The following is a 21687-nucleotide window of genomic DNA, read 5'->3' as shown; positions in this document are numbered from 1 at the left end:
ATGGCGCTATTATATTCAAGAATCACATTACAGTTCAATAATTTCACTGCTTTAAATAGTGTTTTATCTTTTTATGAATCAAAACTGGGACTTACACTATCAGAGGTGTTTCGACTTAATAGATTAGGCCCTGGTCAAACCAAGGTTGGTGATGGAATTCCTGTTGAGGGCGCAAGTTGGGAAGCAAACAATTATGGAAATGCATTCCAATTAGACTACGGAACTGAATTATTTGATTTAAGTATTAACCTTGGGGATCCTTTGGTTGGTGATGGAACTGTTGTTATTATGGCCAAGTATGATGATGCTCAATTTTCTTTATTAGAAAATACAACAAGCGGATCTATCACGGCTTCTATTTACAATAGAGCGCCTGTTGTTGGGATTAAAATAACGGACTCAAGTATATCCGCTGCAACTGGAAATAAATGCCAGAATGTAAGGGTAAACATCACTACAGACTTATTAGCTGTGAAAATTATTAGTCCAATTTCAGTTAATCCAAATACAAACAATCCATTTTCGTTTGATTGGCTTAGAGGCGAAACAATTAATGTCATAGTTGAAGATTCAAATGGAAATCAAGCAAATAAAACATTGACATTGCCGGCTTTGTTAAATGCTTCTAATTTCACAATAAACGTCAATAATAGTCCAAACGGTGCTACAGTATTAGTTGAAAACACTGATAGTTCTGGCTTGAATTTAGAGTATTCGTTAGACAATGTTACATGGAAGTCATCAAATACCTTTTCGGGTCTTAGTGTAGGTAGTTTTGTTTTATATGTTCGCGATCAATTCGGCTGTTCTTTTAATAAACCATTTTCAGTAAATGAATTTGGAATTCAAGCTCCATATTTCTATATCTCAAAATCAAATTCAATCCGATATGCAAATCGAATTACCTGGGGAGATTCTGGAAATTATAAAACAGATGAAAACACTTTAAGTTGTGAGGTAGATGTCGATTTACCTTATAAAGAAGTACAGCAATTTCAAAGTGCTGATGTTGTAACAACACAGTTCAAATCAAATTACAGTAATATTGTTGCTAAAGTGATCAAGGAAGACCTTTCTGAAGTTGTTATTCCAGTAGAAAAGAAATCAACAAACATTGGCATTAAAGACAAAAGAGATGCGAGAAAGTACAGTATTGGAGATGGAAGAACAGGAATTTATTTTTTATCTGGGAATATTTACGATTACGATACTAATGCAGTAACCGGAACATATTCTTTGAATGGAAACTTGCCAGAATGGGCCATTGTTGGCAATTATATTGTTATTGCAAATACATGGTTTTTAATTGCAGAAGTTGTTTTTGATGAATCTAAGGATGCAGATGTTCTTATATTTTCTCAAAATTATACAGGACCTGAAATCAACGTAGTTTCGGGATCTATATTCAACAGGTTTAATTATGAAGTTTATGAATATTCTATTGATATGGTTGATTATATCGATCAAAAATTAAGAGTTAAACTTGTGAATTCAGATCCTAATTTTGAAACGATCACTTATTTAAGTGAGGAGATTTGGTGCAAAGTAAAACATGATGATGTTTTGGAAATTAAATATTACAATACTACCAATACAGATGTTTTCTATGCAACCGGAATTCAATTCAAAATTAGAATTCCTCTTACTATTCAAAAAGGAGTACCGGATGAAGAAAGCAATATCCATAAGACGGATACTGATGCGATTTTGCTTAATGCAGATATTTATGAAGGTGATCAATTTATTTTTGAACCTGTAACGAAAGAAATGTGGAGAAAGCTAATGATTGCCTTATCTCATGAAAAAGTTTGGTTAAATGGCATTGGCTATGTAAAAAATGGCAGCTTTAGTACTGAGGGGCCTTTGGAGAAATCAAATTTATACGTGTTAACAGCCAATATGCTTAAAGCGGGTAACGTCTATAATTCTCAAGGAAGTGGAAACATTGATTTTGATGGAAGTCAAGTTGAGGTACCTGGATTAATTTCAACTGGATCAGGATATTTAAGTTACTAATTATCAAAAAGCAAAAAGCCTCTAAAATTTAATTAGAGGCTTTTTTTATATGTTTTTTATTGATGTAATTATTTCTTCAAATTTTTGAATTGTTTGCCATCGACATGAACACTTCTATTATCGTGGTAGTGATGGTGATGTACGACTGTTGTTGAACGGTCTATATATCCAGATGAATTTCTATCAGGAAATAATACATTCCCAATGGCTTTACCAATTAGCCAGCAACCGCCAACTATTACGAAAAAAAGCATAACTATAGATCCCATAAAAGCAAAGTTATTAAAAATTAGAGTCTTAACTTATTGATTTTGTTATTTAGAATGATTCTAAATAAGATTATATTTTTTACATTTGTTGAATAAATTATTCACCATGAGTTTTCAATCATTTGTAACGGAAAGATTAGCCGCAATTACTGGGATGTTAAATGCGATCTCGACCAATGCAAAAAAAATTGATGAACTTCCTACGCAATCAAATTTAGATACTGCTTCAAAATTACATGTGTCTAGAGGGGGTATTTCGGAAAAAATTGAAATCAAACAAATTGTAGATTTCATAAAAGATGGCAGCTCAAATCAACTCATATCAATAGGTGACATTGGTTTAGCTGGAACCCTTATCACAATTCCAGCAAATGCAACTTGGAAGATCAATAATATTTTATATAGCAATATAGCTAGTATTCAAATTAACAGCTCTTATGCAGATATAGGACTTTCTCGAAAAGATATCTTAGTAGCCAATGATCTCAATTCAATCTATTTAGTAAAAGGAGATGAAACTGCCGGCATAACTATACGGCCAAATATCCCTACAAATACTGTACTGGTAACTGAAATGGATGTTACTGACAATTCAATTTTGATCATTCCTCCAGATCCAATTGACACAGGTCCTATACCTTATTTGAATTTAAGATTTGTTGCTAAAGGAGTAGGTAATATGGTCCTTGACCAAGAACAACCTGGAGACTTTTTCGCTGGCTGTAAAGATGCAACTACATATTGGGCACTTGCGCGGTGGAATGGTGGAGATAGAATGAATCGAACAAATTACAGCCCAATCATTGAAGTTGATTTTTAATTGAAAATTATAAATATAAAAATAACATGAAAAAAATAGTACTATTTCTATTGCTGATGGCGAATGTAGCCTTTAGCCAAGAAAACACCTCGACTGTTAAAGCGGGGAAGTATCAAATGAATATCCCTCCTTTGGGAGTTAAAAAAGATAGCGCGGTTGTTTGGGATGGCGCCTCTAAATTATTGAAGATCCTTCCAATATCGACTATTGCTCCAGTAACCAATCTTGATTTTTTGGCAACTCCAACAGGAGGAACAATCTTTTCTAGTACTGGAAATGATGCACTAGTACCATTGGCGACTACAACCAATGCTGGTTTACAATCTCCAGCTGATAAAGCTAAAATTAATGGATTGGATGCGTCACTGGCCAATAAAGTAGATAAAGTAGCCGGCAAAGGATTGTCTACAGAGGATTATACCACCGTAGAGAAAAACAAGCTTGCAGGTATAGCGAACAATGCTACGGCTAATCAAACTGATGCATATTTACTAGACAGACAAAATCATACAAACCAACAACCTATTAATACGGTTATAGGCTTACAAGCGGCTATTGATGCGAAATTAAATCTTTCGTTGGTCGGAGCAAACAACGGCGTTACTCCTTTAGATGCTGGTGGTAAGGTTTCTTTCCAATACTTGCCATCTTCACTTATGATTTATAAGAAGATGTGGGATGTTTCGACCAATACTCCAGTACTGTCAGATGCAACAGGAGTAGTTGGCTGGGTGTATAAGGTAAGCGTTGGAGGAACTATCAATTTAGGATCTGGAAACCTAACTTTTTTAGTTGGAGATTACGTAATTCACAATGGAACTAACTGGGAGAGATCTCCTGGTACTGACGCAGTGGTTTCTGTAAATGGTCAGCAAGGAGTTGTTACGCTTAATACTTCACATATTCCTGATTCTGCTAACAAAAGATATCAGACTGATGCTCAACAAGCAAATAACGATGCTACTTCCAGTATTCAAAATCAATTGAATTCAAAAGAGCCATCATTCTCTAAAAACACAGCATTTAACAAAAATTTTGGCACATCGGTAGGAACAGTCGCACAAGGGGATGATTCACGAATAAATAACGGACAAACGGCTTTTACTTGGGGTAATCATTCGGGATTGTATGCGCCAATAATAGGTAGTACTAATTATATTCAAAATCAAAATTCTGCTGCTCAAACGGCTAATATTTGGGTTAATGGAGACGTCAAGAGCAACGGAAAACTTACTTGGGGCTCGGGCTCGTACGCAGCAGGAGACGGACAGATATTTAATACACCTACAGCAGGAACGCAGTTAATTGGAAAGACAGGATCTATTTATGATTTTCAATTAGTAAACGGGTCGGGATTAGGTGTTTTTGGAGTACCTACGGGTACAAGAGGAATCACCGTTGACGGGGCAGTTACTGCGCCAACTTTCAATGGAAATGCTACTACAGCCACTAAATGGATAACACCTCGAAATTTTACTATTGGTAACGCTACAAAGTCAGTTGATGGATCATCTAATATAGGTTGGTCACATGCTGAAATTGATATGCCAACTAGGGCAGGAATAGGGGCAAGTGGAACGTGGGGAATTAGTATAACCGGAAATGCTAATGCTGCAAATTTTGCCAACTTATGGAATGGATTAAGCTATAATAATTCATCGCCTACAACATCACCGTTGTATTTCATGGGGAGTGTGGATGGTGGTACTTATGGGTACACACCATTAGCTAATGCTAAGGCGTCTTTAAATATAAGCGATGGCTCTACATTATCTAATTCAATAAATGGTAACGCAAATAGCGCAACAAATTGGGGCGGTAGACCAGCAGACTTAAATACAATAAATAATACTATCACTTATTTCTTAGTTAGAAACCCCGATGCCACCACTAGACTAGCTGATGTTGGAGGTGCACAAGCAACTTTAGGATTAAACAATAACTCAACTCTATCCAATAGTATTAATGGAAGCGCAAGTAATCTTAGTGGTTCAATTAATGGTGGAGGGGGTGCTGCGGATGCAAACTCAATAAGGATAAATGACACAAGATATTATGCTACTGCTGCAAATACTCCCGAAGCTTATTTTCAAGCAATAACATTGGGTAACGGAACAGATAGTAGTCAGTTTGGAATAGGTTCGAGTGGTACATTTTATAAGAGATGGGGTCAATCTCCTTGGAAAGCTGTTTGGGATACTGCTAATTTTAACCCTAATAACTATTTACCAGTTGGAGGAAATGCAGTAAGTGCAACCACTGCATCTATTTGGGGAGCAAGAACCGCCAATTTAGCTGCTGATGCTACCTCTATACATAAGCCAGTAGTAGTTGAGTCAAGTGGTGTAGTGACAATGGCTACTAATGCATCTTTTAACGCTTGGTTAGGTTTAGGAGCAAATGCTTTTACTTCCACGGCTTATTTAGCCTTATCTGGTGGAATCGTTAGTGGAAAAACCCAAATAGTAAAATCAAGTACAATTCCGTCTTTAGGTGTTGACGGTGGTGGATTTAATCTATTAGATGATTTCGGTAAATACGGATTATTTACAGGGATATTGAATAGCGGAAATATATTTTTTCAATCGCAAAGAAATGATGGGCTCACCAATGCTTATAATTTACTATTTCAACCTAGCGGTGGTAATGTGATATTGGGTGGTACGTCTGACAACGGAAATAAATTCCAAGTAACAGGAAACGCCTCTTTCTCAGGAACAGTAATAGCAGGCGGATTTTTCAATGCAACATCTGATATCCGGCTTAAAAACGTAATCGCAAGAAACGGGGACTTGATTTATTTCAATTGGAAAGATAAACGTGACACTCTTACTCATATAGGATATAGTGCGCAGGAAGTGCAGGAAACGCACCCCGACCAAGTTAATACAGACGATAAAGGTATGTTGTCAGTCAGTTATACAGAAATACTTGTTGAAAAAGTTCGTCGCTTAGAACAAGTCCTAGAGTACCAAGAAAAAAGAATCAAACAATTAGAAAACCGTAAATAATGAAAAAATATATTTTATTCCTTTTATGGTCGGTTTTTGTCTTTGGACAAGCAGGAAATCAAATGGTTTCTTATACTCAAGCTTCGTCGCTTGGGTTTCCGTTAAACAGTGGACAGTCACACGTTACTAGTCCTCAGTGCATGACCAAATCCGATGCTCTAGCTAAATACAACTTATCAACTACTCTCATGAGTGGCTTTTCAAATAACCAACTAGTTCCAAGAGAAAACTGGGCAAGCGGAGTAACCAGTTATTCCTATCAATTATCATCTAACGTTTACCCATCTCCAGCACAAGCGTGTTTTAGCAATAATCCTAGAACCGTTTACTCTTCTTCTAGCTCTATAACGGATGGGATGGTGGTATGGGCTGATGCAACTTTGACAACTCCGATAGTGCAGAGGAATGATTGGTATAAAATAGGTAGTAATCAGAGTTGCAAAATTCTCAGTGGCGTAGTAAATGGTTTGACTACTTGTGCTGAAAGTAAAACATTACAACTGGTATTGGTAGGACCAGCTCCACAACCAAGCGCCTGCGATGTGGATTTTTCAGCAGCATTAACAAAGTACACAATGGACGGGCTAGTAATAGATGGACACATATATAACGACGCTGCATGTACTTCTGAATACGGGGGAGAATCAATAGAGCAAGCAACTTTTAAGGTAAAAGAAAACGGTGTATTTAAGAAAGTGGTCTTTAAAACACATAATAACATAATTGGAACTATAGAAAATTGCCCTCCTCCACCGGATCCTACACCTTTATACCTAATAGAATGCTACAAGGGGTCTACAGAAGCAGGCATATGCTTCTCAAGTGTTAGGGAAAATGTTTACTCAGATCACCCTAATATGGGCTTAGCAACTAAATTTTACAAATATAGCGACGCTAGTGCTCCATCAGATGCAGGATGGTATAAAATGCAGTCAAGTGGTTACTATGTATATTGGAACGGCACAAGTTTAAGTGCTTATAGTAATTGCGATTTTTAAAAACAATAATCAAATAATAAATAAACATGAATATAATTTTATCTCAAATCGTTTACCCACATCCAATTTTAGTTTTTGGATTAATGTCTATGATCTTTTTAGATCTTCTTTCTGGAATTAGAAAAGCCAAAAATAATGGTGAAGCAACGACCTCTAGAGGACTTCGAAATACCATTGATAAAGCAACTACCTACTGCACCTTTATTTTTTCTGTTTTGGTGATCGTCAACATCACAAGTTTTGCCGATACTGATGGGGATTTTCTAGGAGTGTTTAAATACTCGCTTAATGGTTTACTGATCGGAACCAGCTACATCGAATTGAAATCGATCGTTGAAAATCTAATTGAAATCAATACAAAAGAGGGAGAGCCTTCTGATTTCTGTATCTATTTCCTAACACCGCTACACAACCTACTGATTTTAAAACTAGCAAAAAGATACAAAGATGAAGCCTAAAGCATACGTAAATAAATACCTATCACACGCTAAAAAGTCACAAGACAAAACTGGGATATCAGCAGTGGCCACTTTAGCGCAAGGAGCATTGGAAAGTGCTTGGGGAGATGTTGCACCAGGTAATATGATTTTTGGTGTTAAAGATACTGATGGGGTTAATGGCAATGAGCAATTAATTACGACAACTGAATATACTCGAAGTGCCAAAAACCCGATGCCTTTTCCTGTTTCGTCAACTCCTGTAGTTCGAAATGGTGTGAAAATGTTTAAGCACCGAGGTAAGGATTACTTTAGAAAGTACAATACACCTGAAGAAAGCTTTACTGATCATTCGATGTTTTTCTTCAAAAACAAACGATACGCTAAAGCCCTTTTGGTGAAATCAGATCCTTATAAGTTCATCGATGAAATTGCTGCAGCTGGATATGCTACTGATCCGGATTATGCCAAAAACTTGAAAGCAGTAGCAAAAATGATTGACAAACTAATTAAAGCCTAAAAGATGATTAACTGGAATAACATTAAAATTATTGTGATCGCAATTGCTATTGTGATCGGAGTTTGGCTTTTCAAGAACTGGCAATACCAGTCTTTAGAAAATAAAAGGAATACTGAAAATATTCGTCAAAGTCAAACTATAGATAGCTTGAAAAAAGCAGTGTATAATTACAATGCTGAACAGATTACAGGTCATATCAATAGTAATCCCGACTTGAAAAAAGTTATCAAAGATTTAAAGATCAAGGAAAATCGAATTCAGGATATCACTGTAAATGATTTTAAGTATTCGAACAAAGAAAAAAAAGAAACCAAGATTCCGATTCCTGATTATGTTTTAAGTGGGGATAATTTAAACTTTGTTGTTTCTCCAGGGAAAAATGGATATACAGTTTCGAATGCTGGTCCTTATATCAAATATACGATTGTTCCATTTACTGATTCTACAGAATGCCTCACGATAAAAGGGAACTTGAAATTTGAATTGGATACTGTAACTGTCGAAATCAATGATCGGGAATTTAAAAATAAGACAACGGTCATAGGTTACTGGGAAAGGCGACAATGGAAATTTTTAGGTATTAAAACAAGGTTTCTTGGTAAGGTGCAATCGACTGTAAAAGTAGTTGATCAGTGCGGGGAAAGTCGAATAGTGACAATTGAAAAGAAGGAATAGCGGAACCCGAAAAGCTAATGAGTAGGGAAATATTAAAAAATAAAATTATGTCTGTAAGAGCAAAATTCGTGTGTAATGGGATTCAAGATCATCCTGAATATGAAAATAAAACAGTTTCGTTTGTTCCTGTTATTGATGGAAGTGAAGAAAATAAATCATTTTCGAAATATACACCAGCTGGAAACGTATCATTAAGTATTAGCTATGAAACTGAAGCTGTTAATTTTTTTGAAAATGGAAAAGAGTATTATCTAGATTTTAGTGCGGCGGAATAGTTTTATATTTGGTTTTGGTTAGTTGGAAAGCGGTTCAGAAATGGATCGCTTTTTTTTAGACTAAATATTTCGTTGAAAACATCGAGATAAGTGTAAAATTTTATAATTGTTTAAGTTATTTAGTCATTTCTCAAAACTTAAGTCAATTTATTTTATATAATAAATATAAAAATAATTATTTAACCATGAGTGTATCATTTACATGTCTGTTATTATTTCTCTTAATACTTAGAGAGCTTAGGCTCTTGGTCAAGGAACTGAAAAAAAGATAGAAACTAAAAAAAGGCCTTCATTGAAAGGTCTTTTTTCTTTTGTAGTGGAGATTATGACTATGCGCTTATCTATCACTAAATCCTTTACAAATATACAAGGCTATTTAATGTGAATTATATTATTTATGTTTGTGGAAATTTTCAAATACAAAAATGAAGCAATTTAATTTTATCTCTGGTCTTGTTGGATTTATTTCTTCCTTATTAAGTATTTTTAATGTTTTTTTAGCGTTACCATCAGTGTTTAAAGATATAGATGCTAGCTATTTGGTTAATATTACGAATAAAAATTTTGCTCTTAAACTTGGCTTTATATTGATACTTCAATTTGGCATTGCCTATATTTTATCAAGTTTAATAGCGACGTCTCGTCGCAAAGGAGGTTTTTCAACTGCGTATTCAATGGCGTTGCTCCTTACCTTAATATCGTCATGGTTAACTTTTTTTAATATATCCGAAATTTTATACAATACAAAAATAGAGACAATCGCTCAGCATGTTGGAATGTTGTTTTTTTTAATATTAACTTTCCTTGTTCAAGCGTTTTTGATTCTTTCGTCTGAGTGGAGGATTTATGAATTCGAAACACTTATTTATAATAAGGACTCTTATGAGGTATGGAAAGAAAATAAATTATACTCGTTTGAGGGTAAGTTTATTGTTATTGGACTTTTATTATTTTTCGAATTAACACTCTTTGTGGTATATTGGATAAATTAGTTTTTGATACTTTGGTGTGTTTATTTTAAAAATCGGGTGACTTTTCCATGATCTGATTTCGATTAACCTCTTTTACTACCTTCGCATATCTTAGAGTCATCATTTTGGAGGTGTGGCCATAAAGTTCACGAAGTGCATCCAGTTCGACTCCAGCTAGGATTTTTTTATTAGCTCCAAGATGTTTTAGTGAATACATATTTACGTTAATTTTTAATCCGTCGATAACTAATTTTCTCCATAATTTGGAAGCACAATCTCTATTTAATCTACGCGGACCAGGAACGAAGTCTAATTCTTTTTTTAACCCTCGATTAGAATGTTCGCGTTTAGATCCGAATACAAAAAACTCCTGATTATGCTGTGATAAATTCATTTCTTCAAAATACGCTTTCAAAAATGGATTTAACGGAACGATTCGCTCGATATCGGTTTTAGTAATGTTTGGAGGTAGTATGATCTGTGATTTTTTTAAATCGATCATTTTAAGTTGAATGTGGAGCAGCTCTTCAGGTCTTATACCGGTGTGAAAAATTGAAATTATATAGACGTAGAAGCTAGGGAACTCAGCAAGGATTTTTTCTTTTATCAATTTGACTTCTTCGTCTGTTGCTGGTGTGAATGCTGTTATTTCTCCAACCTTTAAAGATTTGATGCCGTGTGCTGGATTATTTTCAATGATATCCCATTGCATTAGCTCAGACAAGATTGCTTTTAAATAGCCTAAATTTTTGTTGAATGATTTATTGGACCATTTACGTTGCTGCTTGGTCTTTTCAATGATCAACTTTATATGGATTCTTTTAGTTTCTTCTATGAGCAGGTTGTTCATATTAGTAGCTTTTAAAGCTTCTTTTATGAATTTGACAGTGCTCTTATATCCACAAAGAGTTTTCTCGCCTAGATGCGGTGTTTTCTTTTCAATGGAAAAATCTAAGGCTTCACTAAATAGAAGATTGCTGTACGTATTTACAACATCTGGAATGTTTGGATTCCAACCTTCTTTTAGTTTTTGATGTAAAGCGTCTCTGATCGAATCTGCTTCGACTAGTCGTTTCTTATAATTATTGATGTAGTTGATTCCGAATTTGTATCGGAAAAGTACCTTGTTGTATCTAAAATAGACAAACCAGGCTTTCGAAAGATCATCGTATTTGACAACCTTTGGAATTGTGTAAATTGATTTCATTTTAATTTGTTTAAAATTAAAATGCTTGCGGGGACATTAAATCAATTGTTTAAAATTCTGTTCTCTTTTTGTTCACTTTTTTTTGGTTTCTCATTGTGAACCCCTGTGTTTACAGGGGTTCTTAGTGGAGTCGCCGGGAATCGAACCCGGGTCCAAACAAGCAACTAAAGAGCTTTCTACACGTTTATTTCCTGATTGGATTTTCGTTGTTGAGCTAGGTCAGGAACAACCACTCAACACTTATCTTCTTAATTTCGATATCCACCCGAAGCTCATGGAAATCTAGGTCTATTTTTACGGTTCCCCTGTACTGACCGCCACAAACCAAGGCTTTCAAGGAGAATCCAGCTTCCCTATCTGATAGGGACGTGGCTAATCTTACTATAATTCGGATTATGCAGCTAAAGCGTAGTTATTTTCGCCGTGTAAAAGTGTAAGATCTTATATTTACGAGCAAGGTCTCAATGCTCGACGTGCTTACTTTCCAATTCGACTTGCTGTCAAAACCAGTCGACCCCAAAAATGAGTTTGCAAATTTATACTATTTGAAGTTAGTTTTGTACTAAAATTATCAGAAAAATAACTTTATTCATCATCATGAAATTTAAAAGGATAATCTCCGAAAATTGGAGCTAATTTTCGAACTGCATAAGTACTTCTTGTCATTCTGTTCGATAAAGCTATAATGGTAACATTTTCTTTAATTAACGGTATGTAAGATGACGTGTTACCATGCCACCAGCCATTATGAAAATAATAGTTCTGTCCAGTTTCCCAATTAATCATTCGTATACCTAGACCGTAATTTTTTTCACCTTTACGCTCATTACTATAACCGGTATAGACTTGTTTTAATAAAGCAGGTTTTAAAAAATTAGCTGAACTTCGTGCTCTATCAAATTTTAATAAATCGCGAGGAGTAGAATAGATGTTTTTATCGCCGTATACACAATCCAAGTAATCAAAACCAATTTCGACATTGTTTCCTTTATAGGAAGGAACAATTTTGTCTTTGTCTTTTTTATTGTCAAACACAAATGTATTTGTCATATGTAAGGGTTTGAAAATCATTTGATTCATCGCTTCCTTGTAGCTTAGACCTGTGATTTTCTCAATAATTAAGGCTAACATTGCGTAATTGGTATTGCAATAACTAAAACGTTTGCCTGGTGTTGATTCTAAACCAATGTCTTTGGTGGCTAAAATATTCAGAATATCTTTATTGGTTAGTTGATCATGTCTATCCCAAATTGATTTGTCTCTGTCTGTAAAGTAAGCGTAATTGCGCATTCCACTGCGATGATTTAATAACATTCTAACAGTACATTCTTCGTAAGGGAATGTTTTTAAAATCGAATTTACTTTTTGATCTAAATTTACTTTGCCCGCATTGACTAGTTTTAAAACTGCTGTTGCTGTCAAAACTTTACTTACCGATGCGATATGTAGCGGTGTATCTTTGGTAATTTGAGTATCTTTATTTTTGTTGGCATAGCCATTGTACCTTTCGAAAATAATTTGACCATTTCTAGCCACTAAAAAACTTCCATTCATGCTATTGTTGGGCCAGTTTTTCGTGTAAAAATGATTTATTCTTCCAGTTACAGTATTTAAGTAGGCCTGTGTCAGTTTTTTTTCTGCACCTAAAGGCTTCATTTTTGGTAAGGTATCTTCTTTTGCCGAAGTATTGTCAGAGTTCGTATTTTTATCTTTTCCACACGAGCCTAAAACTAAAATTAGGAAAAGTATTTGTGGTATCTTTGTTCTTTTAAGGAAATTCATTTGCATCATTCTTGAAAAACAAATATATCGAATTCAATAGTTATGTTTTGCGGTTTTTAAAGAGTTTAAAAGCTTGTTTTAACATATTTTTAACTATTTTTTTATTTAGATAATTGTTAGCCAGCTCTTAACGGTTTTTACCAATTCTAAATAGTAATTTAACAACAAAACTTTAACGATATTTGTTATATTTGAAACAAATTACATGCAAAAAGTTATATTTATAAATGCTTTAAACCTAGTAAAATGAAATTTGGAATTATAAAAGAAAGAAAAAGCCCACCAGATCGTAGAGTTGTTTTTGCTCCAAATGAATTAGCAAAACTAAAACAGCTATATCACGATGCCATAGTTGAAGTAGAGAGTTCAGATATTCGAATTTTTTCGGACTTACAATATAAGAGTATGGGGATTACCGTAACGGATGATGTTTCGAATTGTGATGTTTTATTCGGGGTAAAAGAAGTTCCTGTTGAAAATTTAATTGCCAATAAAGCATATTTCTTTTTTTCGCATACCATAAAAAAACAACCTTATAATAGAAAATTGTTGCAAGCAATTTTAGAAAAAAACATTGACTTGTATGACCATGAGACCATCGTTGATGCGCACAATCGTCGTTTAATCGGTTTTGGTAAGTATGCTGGTATGGTTGGTGTTTACAATGGTATACGCGCTTTTGGAATAAAGTTCGAATTGTTTAAATTGCCTAAGGCTGAAACTCTAGCGGGTAAGGATGCTTTAATTATGCATTTAAAACGTATTACAATGCCGGCTTTGAAATTCGTTATTACAGGGACTGGAAAAGTAGGCATGGGGGCTAAAGAAATTTTAGATGCGATAAAGATAAAAGAAATCACTGTTGAGAATTACTTGAGTAAAAATTATGCGCAAGCTGTTTATGTTCAGTTAGATGTTTTACAATATAATAAACGAATTGATGGTGAGCTTGTCGATTTTGTTGATTTTGTGGAACATCCAGAAGCTTATGAGTCCGATTTTGAAAAATTTACAAAAGTTACCGATATCTATTTTGCTGGACATTTTTATGCCAGTGGTGCGCCGGCTATTTTGACTCGTGAAATGTTGCAATCTAAAGATTGTAAAATAAAGGTGGTAGCCGATATTTCCTGTGATGTCAATGGACCAATTGCTTGTACGCTGCGTTCTTCCACCATTGCAGAACCTTTGTATGGCTATTTTCCTGTTGAAAATAAAGAGGTTGATGTTTTTCATCCTGCTGCAATTGTAGTGATGGCGGTGGATAATTTGCCTTGTGAAATTCCTAAAGATGCCAGTGAAGGTTTCGGCGAGCAATTTATGGAGCACGTTATTCCAGCATTTTTTAATGAAGATAAAGACGGAATTCTAGAACGCGCCAAAATAACTGAAAACGGAAAATTAACGCCGAGATTTAGTTATTTACAGGATTATGTAGACGGAAAATAGTTTTTAGAATAAAATTAGAAAACCCTTTGTATGAGTTTATGACTTTTACAAAGGGTTTTTTTTATGTTTGCTGTTCTTTGAGGTTAAACTACAAGTAGATAGTTCTTATTGATCAGTAATCAATAGGAAGCCTTAATAGGGTATAGTCTGTTTTTAAGATTAAACCATTTCCTCTGGTTTTACCCAATCATCAAAGTCTTCAGAAGTTACATATCCCAATCGGACCGCTTCTTCTTTAAGTGTCGTTCCATTTTTGTGAGCTGTCTGTGCAATTTCAGCTGCTTTATAGTAGCCAATTTTTGTATTTAAGGCAGTAACGAGCATTAGGGAATTATCTACTAATTCTTGGATGCGTTGGTAATTGGGTGTTATGCCTTGTGCGCAATGTTCATCAAATGAAATACAGGCGTCTCCTAGCAAACGAGCCGATTGAAGGAAATTGGCTGCCATGACGGGTTTAAAAACGTTGAGTTCATAATGACCTTGCATGCCCCCAACGGCAATAGCCATGTCGTTTCCGATTACTTGTGCACAGACCATGGTTAAAGCCTCGCATTGTGTAGGGTTTACTTTTCCAGGCATGATCGAAGATCCAGGTTCATTTTCGGGTATGTGAATTTCTCCGATTCCAGAACGTGGGCCAGAAGCCAGCATTCGAATATCGTTGGCAATTTTATTTAAAGAAACGGCTAATTGTTTTAATGCGCCGTGGGTTTCTACTATGGCATCATGGGCTGCTAGTGCCTCGAATTTATTTTCCGCTGTAACAAAGGGAAGATGGGTAAAGGCAGCAATATATTTGGCTACTTTTTTGTCATATCCTTTTGGAGTGTTGAGTCCTGTTCCTACAGCAGTACCACCTAGGGCTATTTCAGATAAGTGAGCTAAAGTGTTTTTAAGTGCTTTTATTCCATAAGTCAATTGAGCGGCATAGCCTGAAATTTCTTGTCCTAATGTCAGTGGTGTGGCATCCATGAGATGGGTACGACCAATTTTTACCACATTTTGAAATGCGGTAGCTTTTTCCTGTAGTGTATTGCGCAGTTTTTCAACTCCAGGGAGGGTGGTTTCGATGATCATTTTGTAGGCAGCAATATGCATAGCTGTTGGAAAAGTGTCGTTTGAAGATTGCGATTTATTGACATCATCGTTGGCTTTGATAAACTGATCTCCTTGGCCAATGGAAAATCCTTGTAGAACTTGTGCACGATTAGCTACAACTTCATTAATGTTCATATTGCTTTGTGTGCCGGAACCTGTTTGCCAAATCACTAAAGGGAACTGATCGTTTAATTTTCCTGCTAGAATTTCATCGCAAACAGCCGCTATGAGGTCTCTCTTTTCGATTGGTAAAACCCCTAAATCATGATTGGCATAGGCAGCAGCTTTTTTGAGATAAGCAAAACCTTCAATGATTTCATGGGGCATGGATGCTGAAGGGCCAATTTTAAAATTATTACGAGAACGTTCGGTTTGGGCACCCCAGTATTTGTCGGCTGGGACTTGTACTTCGCCCATAGTGTCTTTTTCTATTCGGTATTTCATTGCTTTGAGTTAAGTGTTATTGCTTATTATGCTGTCACGAATGGCTCTAGAAATGGATTCTTAGCTGTTTTTTAAGTAGAAATTTTCGTTTTCACAGTTTAAGAAACCTTTACTTTGAAAGTAAAAGAGGACTTATTTTACTCTTTACTAATTTGTTGTTGTTTGAACTAGGTTAACCGTCTTTAAAGGGAAATCACTGTTGTAAATGGGTATGTTGTTCTGTTTAAGTTGTTTTAGTAATTGGTAGATTCCTTTAGGTGTAAATTGACTTATTTAAAATCAGTTTAAATATACGGATAATTGTGATTTTATAAAAATTGATTTGGTTTTTATTGCTAAGGAAAAATATAAAACATACATTTGTCCTTACATTCAAAAATTCCGGAAAACATGTTTGAATTTTCACAGTACTTAGGTTTTTTACTTTTCTTGACCATACTAACTATGGGGTTTTGGTTGATGTTTTTCTTAGTTGGTTTCGTATCTTATTGGGTTACGGGAGCTAGCTGGGAAATGTTCAAAGAGAAAAGAGCAAAAAGAAAACAAGAAGAACAATCAATTTAATTTTAAATTGACTTCATAAAAAAAGGACCCGTTTTTACGAGTCCTTTTTTTTATGCTGTATGGTGATTATCCTGGAAATTCACCACCGCCATCACCTTCATTTTTAGGTGCTGCATTTTTATCTTTTTCATTTTTAGGTTTGTTGAAACGGTAGGTAAACGATAAGTTGAATTGACGTCTACGGAACTGCATTTCACCATATGAGGTTTGACTCTCCAATGTTTTGTCATTCTGAAGGTAGGTATAGGACTTCATGATTCTTGAGTTTAAGATGTCACTAATATTGAATGCTATAGTCGCTTTGTCTTTTAAGACATCTTTACTGAAAGCCGTGTTCATACCAAACTGCCCTAAGTTTTTACCTTGCGCTGTTTTTTGTTCACCATTATACACACCACTTAATTGCCAGTCGATTTTGTAAGGTAAAGTCAATTTAGAATTGATTCTAGCAAACCAGGTAGTGGCTTGGTTGTTCAGGTTTTGGACAACAAGATCTCCGTTAGTATCTGTGTAGCTGTTTTCTCCTGTTGTTTTTACGTTGTAAATATTGAAATTACTGTTGATTCTCCATTTTTTAGATGGTGTATAATTCAAGGTGAATTCAAAACCAAATTTTTGCTCTTTTCCTAAATTTATAGGTCGGCTTAAAATAACGGGAATTCCGTCTACAAATTGACCATTAGGAGTTCGTACAAAACTGAAAACGTCTTTAGTGTCTTCATAATAAGCTGAAGTGTTAAACGTTAATTTGTCCCAACGCTTAAGATAACCAACGTCAAATTTATCAGTTAAAGACGGATCTAAATCTGGATTTCCTTGAAAAATATTGATGTTACTAGAGTAATTGGTTGCTGGGTTCATGAAACGTCCTCTAGGTCTTGATAAACGCTTGCTATAACTAGCGGTGAAGTTACTCTGATCGGACACTTCATAACTAATAAAAGCACTAGGGAATAAGTTGTTGTACTTTTTAGTATTAAAATCATTCGTGTCTAATAAATTTACTTGTATATTGGTATCTTCCCAACGCAGTCCAAATAAGTATGAAAATTTGTTTACTTTAAATCCGTATTGTGTGTAAATGGCATTTATGTTTTCTTTGTACTCTAAAGTATTGGATAAATTGCTGTCTATGGCTCCTTGATTATCTGTAACGGAATACACATTGTTTAAATCGCCAAAATTCCCTTTGTATCCTGCTTCAAACTGACTTCCTTCACCTAATGGCAAAACGTAATCGGCTTGTAATTGTACTTGTTTTTGAACTTGGTTGTTTAACGTATTATTAAAATCGTTTGTGCTTGTGATGAGACTATTGCTGTCATCATCATTTTTAGAAACCGATAAATCAGCTGTAAGTTTATGGCCTTTATCGTTGAAGTTTTTGATTAAATTAGAAGTGTATTCTATATTTTGACTACCGGTGTCTCCATTGTTTAATCGGTATGTAGCTCCTGTAAAAGCATGAGCAGCATCATAATTGTTATAATTAATTAAATCTCGGCTGTCTCCTGAGTTTTTTTGATAATTGATGGCATTAGTCCAATAGGTATTTGGAGCGATGGTCCATTCAATACCAGCTCGTGCGTTAAATCCGTCCGAAGTTCTTTTGGTATCACGCTGTTCATCTAAATAACGTTTTGGTGTACCGTCAGTATTGAAATACTCAGTATTGGTTTTGCCGCTACCTTCATTTGTTCTGTGATTGTAACCTGCCGTTGTGAAGTAGTTTAGTTTTTGCGTTTTGTAATTTAAGTTTCCACTTAAACCGTAGGTTTCAGGGATACCAGTGGAAGCGATAAAGGTTCCATTGAATCCTTGATTTTTTCCTTTTTTAAGAATAATATTGATTAGTCCCGAACCTCCTTCAGCATCATAACGTGCTGATGGATTAGTAATGACTTCCACTTTGTCAATGGCATCTGCTGGAAGTTGACGTAAAGCTTCGGCGACATTTATAGCATTTGATGGTCTGCCATCAATTAAAATTCGAATATTATCGCTTCCTCTAAGACTTACATTTCCTTCAGTGTCAACGGAAACTGATGGGACATTATCCAAAACATCACTTACGGTTCCACCTTTTACCATCATATCTTGACCAACATTGTATACTTTTTTATCCAATTTGATTTCAACGGTTGATTTTTCAGCACGAATGACCACTTCGTTTAATTGTGCTGCGTCTTCCGTTAGATTGATAATTCCCAGGTTAGTATCGTTCTGAAGGTTTTTTTGTTTTATTTCAGCAGGTTTGAATGAGATAAATTCAATTTTTATATCATAAATACCTGGAGCAACACTAACTTCAAATTCGCCTTTAGGATTGGTAATTCCCCCTGCAATGACTTTAGTGTCGTTGGGAGCCATGATGGAAATAGTGGCATATTCTAAAGGTTGTTTACTGATCTTCTCGAAAACTTTTCCCGTAACTTTTACTTTGGTTTTAGGTAGGATTGCCTGTTGCGCATAGTTGTAATAACTTGCGAAAAAGAAGACAAGTAATACAGCAAATTTAATTTGTTTCATTATTCTTTTGATTTCAGTTGCTCTTTAGACGGCAAATGTAGCCTTTGGTTTAAAGAAAGAAATCATAAAAAAATGTTAATTCAACACTTTGTAATCAGTCTAAAAAAGAGGCAACAAGATCTAAGTCTCTTCCGATAATGGCTTTTCCGTCTTTTATGACAATGGGGCGTTCTATTAAGATGGGATTGTCTGCCATTGCTTGAATGATTTGATCATCAGTTAAAATGTTGTCTTTGTATTGTTCGATCCAAATTTTTTCTTTAACTCGAATTAAATCAAGTGGTTGTATGTTTAGTTTTTGAACCAAATCTTTTAACTCATCAAAAGTTGGTGTTTCGGTTAAATACGGTATGATTTCATAATCTTGATTTAATTGATCGATGAAGGCCAAACAGTTTCTTGATTTTCCGCAGCGAGGATTATGGTAAATTTGGATCATATATTTTTTTAAGGTGTTAGGAAGAGAGTTGAAATAAAAAATAGGTATTTTAGCAATGCCAAAAATAAGATTTACTTATTAAATCTGGGTCTTTTGAAATCAGAATTTGGTGTCAATGAAAAAAGTTTTGTGCGATACCTTCTATTTTTGGATCGTGCTATTTCTAACTTTAAATTTTAATATATGTTTTTAGAACAAGGGATTAAGCCGGATAATAAATTTTGGAAATATCTTTTAGGATCGGTTTTTATCATAACAGCATCATTTGTTGGTCAAATTCCTTTTTCAGTGGCTGTGCTTTATAAAAAAATGATTGATGAAGCCACTTTTCCTGTTGATACGGAATCAGCAATGAAAATGTTCGAGCCTAATATTACCTTGGTTTTAGTCATGATTTCTTTTGCGTTTGCTTTAGCAGGTATTTATTTTGTGGTGAAATATTTGCACCATCAAAGTTTTCTTTCGATAAGTACTGCGCGCAGAAAAATGGATTGGAGTAGAGCTTTGTTTTCTTTTTCTTTATGGGCTATTTTTTCAGTGCTCAGTTTTTTGTTTGTTTATTTAAAGACTCCTGAGAATTTTGTTTGGAATTTTAAATTAGTACCCTTTTTAATTTTAGTTGTTTTAGGGGCTGTATTAATTCCTATACAAACCAGTACTGAAGAATATGTTTTTAGGGGGTATTTGATGCAAGGATTTGCTAATTTGGCTCAAAATAGATGGTTTCCATTATTGATGACTTCATTGATCTTTGGTTCTATGCATGTTTTGAATCCAGAAGTGTCTAAAATGGGTTACGTCGTTATGGTGTATTATATCGGAACAGGTTTCTTTTTAGGAATTATTACCCTTATGGATGAGGGAATTGAATTGGCTTTGGGATTTCATGCGGCTAATAATTTCATTGGTGCTTTATTGGTTACTTCAGATTGGTCTGTTTTTCAGACACATTCTATGTTTAAAGATTTGTCAGATCCTTCAGCTGGCTTAGATGTTGTTTTGCCAGTGGTAGTGGTTTATCCTATTCTGCTTTTTATTTTTAGCAAGAAATACAATTGGAGTGATTGGAAGGGAAAATTGACAGGAAAAATAAAGGTTTCAGATTCATTAAATTAAATACGATTATGTCAAAATTAACACATAAAAATGTTCACAATTATTTCAAATTAAATGGTCATCATTTTAACGGAAAAGAATTGTGTCGTGTCGGGTATAGTTATATCAAAGAGGGGGATCATAATGAGAAGGCAATTGGTGAATTCTTATTGGATTGGTTTGATGATAAAGATTTTATAGAAATGACTACTTCTGGAACAACAGGTCTTCCTAAAGTGGTTCGTCTGCAAAAGCAAGCGATGATTCATTCGGCTTTGGCTACGGGAGATTTTTTTGAGTTAAGGCCTGGAGATAAGGCGCTGCATTGTTTGCCTACGCAGTTTATAGCCGGAAAAATGATGCTTGTTCGTAGTTTAATTCTTGGTTTAGAACTCGATATAGTGGCGCCAAGTTTGAATCCCTTAGAGCGCAATACCCAAGTATATGATTTTGTAGCGATGGTGCCTTTACAAGTTCAGCAGGCTATAGATCAATTGAAAAATGTTCAGAAGTTAATAGTCGGTGGCGCTAAAATGGACAGCGTGCTAATAGAAAAGCTTTTGCCTTTAAAGACTGAAATTTATGAGACTTATGGTATGACGGAAACCATTACGCATATAGCTGCTAAAAGAATTGGAGAGACTGCTTTTACGGTATTGCCAAACGTAAAAATAGCCAAAGATGATCGAGGTTGTTTGACTATTTCTGTGCCGACAATTTCGGATGAGCCTATAGTGACCAATGATTTGGTTGAATTAAAAAATAAAGAGCAATTTGTTTTTTTAGGACGAATTGATAATGTAATCAACAGTGGTGGTGTAAAACTAATTCCGGAGCTAATTGAAGCAAAGTTGGCTGATAAAATTACGAATCGCTTTTTTGTAATTGGCGTTCCCGATACTGTATTAGGTGAAAAATTAATTTTAGTTATTGAAGGAGAACAGCTTGATTTTGCTGCTAACTTTTTTGATGGCTTAGGCAAGTATGAAAAACCAAAAGAAATTGTTTTTGTTCCTAAATTCAAAGAAAATGAAAATGGAAAGTTGTTGCGTAAGCCAAGTCTACAATCTTAGAAGTGAGGCGAC

General features: G+C 34.9%; 18 protein-coding genes and 1 other RNA gene. 13 read left to right on the top strand and 6 right to left on the bottom strand.

The window, feature by feature from the left end; genetic code table 11:
* From AC51AA_RS08135 to AC51AA_RS08095, 9 genes are all read left to right on the top strand, one after another.
* Entirely contained in the window at window positions 1–2016 is a 2016-nt protein-coding gene (locus AC51AA_RS08135; protein ID WP_500705465.1) for a hypothetical protein, read from the top strand.
* A 375-nt stretch (window positions 2017–2391) separates the two neighbouring features.
* The gene (locus tag AC51AA_RS08130) at window positions 2392–3105 is read left to right on the top strand and encodes a hypothetical protein (protein ID WP_500705464.1); all 714 of its coding nucleotides are present in this window, start codon (window positions 2392–2394) and stop codon (window positions 3103–3105) included.
* Window positions 3106–3131: 26 nt separating this feature from the next.
* Window positions 3132–6116, top strand: coding sequence for a hypothetical protein (locus tag AC51AA_RS08125; protein ID WP_500705463.1), 2985 nt, complete (start codon window positions 3132–3134; stop codon window positions 6114–6116).
* Complete coding sequence (locus tag AC51AA_RS08120) at window positions 6116–7114, top strand: hypothetical protein (protein ID WP_500705462.1); 999 nt, start codon at window positions 6116–6118, stop codon at window positions 7112–7114. Before AC51AA_RS08125 ends, AC51AA_RS08120 begins: the two co-directional genes overlap by 1 nt.
* A 26-nt stretch (window positions 7115–7140) precedes the next feature.
* The gene (locus tag AC51AA_RS08115; RefSeq protein WP_500705461.1) at window positions 7141–7572 is read left to right on the top strand and encodes a phage holin family protein; all 432 of its coding nucleotides are present in this window, start codon (window positions 7141–7143) and stop codon (window positions 7570–7572) included.
* Complete coding sequence (locus AC51AA_RS08110) at window positions 7562–8071, top strand: glycoside hydrolase family 73 protein (protein ID WP_500705460.1); 510 nt, start codon at window positions 7562–7564, stop codon at window positions 8069–8071. Before AC51AA_RS08115 ends, AC51AA_RS08110 begins: the two co-directional genes overlap by 11 nt.
* Before the next feature lie 3 nt (window positions 8072–8074).
* Entirely contained in the window at window positions 8075–8746 is a 672-nt protein-coding gene (locus tag AC51AA_RS08105; RefSeq protein ID WP_500705459.1) for a hypothetical protein, read from the top strand.
* A gap of 47 nt (window positions 8747–8793) precedes the next feature.
* Complete coding sequence (locus AC51AA_RS08100; protein WP_500705458.1) at window positions 8794–9021, top strand: hypothetical protein; 228 nt, start codon at window positions 8794–8796, stop codon at window positions 9019–9021.
* Between the two features lie 425 nt (window positions 9022–9446).
* Window positions 9447–10013, top strand: a complete 567-nt coding sequence (locus AC51AA_RS08095; RefSeq protein ID WP_500705457.1) for a hypothetical protein — start codon at window positions 9447–9449, stop codon at window positions 10011–10013.
* A 25-nt stretch (window positions 10014–10038) separates the two neighbouring features.
* Here AC51AA_RS08095 and AC51AA_RS08090 read toward each other — a convergent pair whose 3' ends face one another.
* The 3 genes from AC51AA_RS08090 to AC51AA_RS08080 form a co-directional block, all read right to left on the bottom strand.
* Window positions 10039–11199 carry a tyrosine-type recombinase/integrase gene (locus AC51AA_RS08090; RefSeq protein WP_500705456.1) on the bottom strand — a complete coding sequence of 387 codons (1161 nt, stop codon included), beginning with the start codon at window positions 11197–11199 and terminating at the stop codon, window positions 10039–10041.
* Between the two features lie 122 nt (window positions 11200–11321).
* Window positions 11322–11717: a transfer-messenger RNA gene (gene ssrA, locus AC51AA_RS08085) on the bottom strand.
* 67 nt (window positions 11718–11784) lie between these two features.
* On the bottom strand, window positions 11785–12987 hold the full coding sequence (locus tag AC51AA_RS08080) for a serine hydrolase domain-containing protein (protein WP_500705623.1): 1203 nt from the start codon (window positions 12985–12987) through the stop codon (window positions 11785–11787).
* 240 nt (window positions 12988–13227) lie between these two features.
* Between AC51AA_RS08080 and AC51AA_RS08075 the strand changes: the two genes are divergently transcribed.
* Window positions 13228–14430 (top strand): NAD(P)-dependent oxidoreductase, encoded by a 1203-nt coding sequence (locus AC51AA_RS08075; protein WP_500705455.1) that lies wholly within the window; start codon window positions 13228–13230, stop codon window positions 14428–14430.
* 159 nt (window positions 14431–14589) lie between these two features.
* Here AC51AA_RS08075 and fumC read toward each other — a convergent pair whose 3' ends face one another.
* Complete coding sequence (fumC, locus tag AC51AA_RS08070) at window positions 14590–15975, bottom strand: class II fumarate hydratase (protein ID WP_500705454.1); 1386 nt, start codon at window positions 15973–15975, stop codon at window positions 14590–14592.
* A gap of 390 nt (window positions 15976–16365) precedes the next feature.
* Between fumC and AC51AA_RS08065 the strand changes: the two genes are divergently transcribed.
* Window positions 16366–16539, top strand: coding sequence for a hypothetical protein (locus AC51AA_RS08065; protein ID WP_500705453.1), 174 nt, complete (start codon window positions 16366–16368; stop codon window positions 16537–16539).
* A gap of 66 nt (window positions 16540–16605) precedes the next feature.
* On the opposite strand, the gene AC51AA_RS08060 is transcribed toward AC51AA_RS08065, so the two are convergent.
* Complete coding sequence (locus AC51AA_RS08060) at window positions 16606–19068, bottom strand: TonB-dependent receptor (protein WP_500705452.1); 2463 nt, start codon at window positions 19066–19068, stop codon at window positions 16606–16608.
* Between the two features lie 94 nt (window positions 19069–19162).
* Window positions 19163–19507, bottom strand: coding sequence for an arsenate reductase family protein (locus AC51AA_RS08055; RefSeq protein WP_500705451.1), 345 nt, complete (start codon window positions 19505–19507; stop codon window positions 19163–19165).
* A 183-nt stretch (window positions 19508–19690) separates the two neighbouring features.
* On the opposite strand from AC51AA_RS08055, the gene AC51AA_RS08050 reads away from it, so the two are divergent.
* Together AC51AA_RS08050 and AC51AA_RS08045 are read left to right on the top strand one after the other, a co-directional pair.
* Complete coding sequence (locus AC51AA_RS08050) at window positions 19691–20623, top strand: CPBP family intramembrane glutamic endopeptidase (protein WP_500705450.1); 933 nt, start codon at window positions 19691–19693, stop codon at window positions 20621–20623.
* A gap of 8 nt (window positions 20624–20631) precedes the next feature.
* Window positions 20632–21675, top strand: coding sequence for an AMP-binding protein (locus tag AC51AA_RS08045; protein ID WP_500705449.1), 1044 nt, complete (start codon window positions 20632–20634; stop codon window positions 21673–21675).
* The last annotated feature ends 12 nt before the right edge of the window (window positions 21676–21687 follow it).

This window comes from Flavobacterium sp. OHVDL-2026-0007, assembly GCF_059882335.1.
The sequence above is the reverse complement of the archived record's forward strand: the minus strand, read 5'-3'. Positions and strand labels throughout refer to the sequence as shown.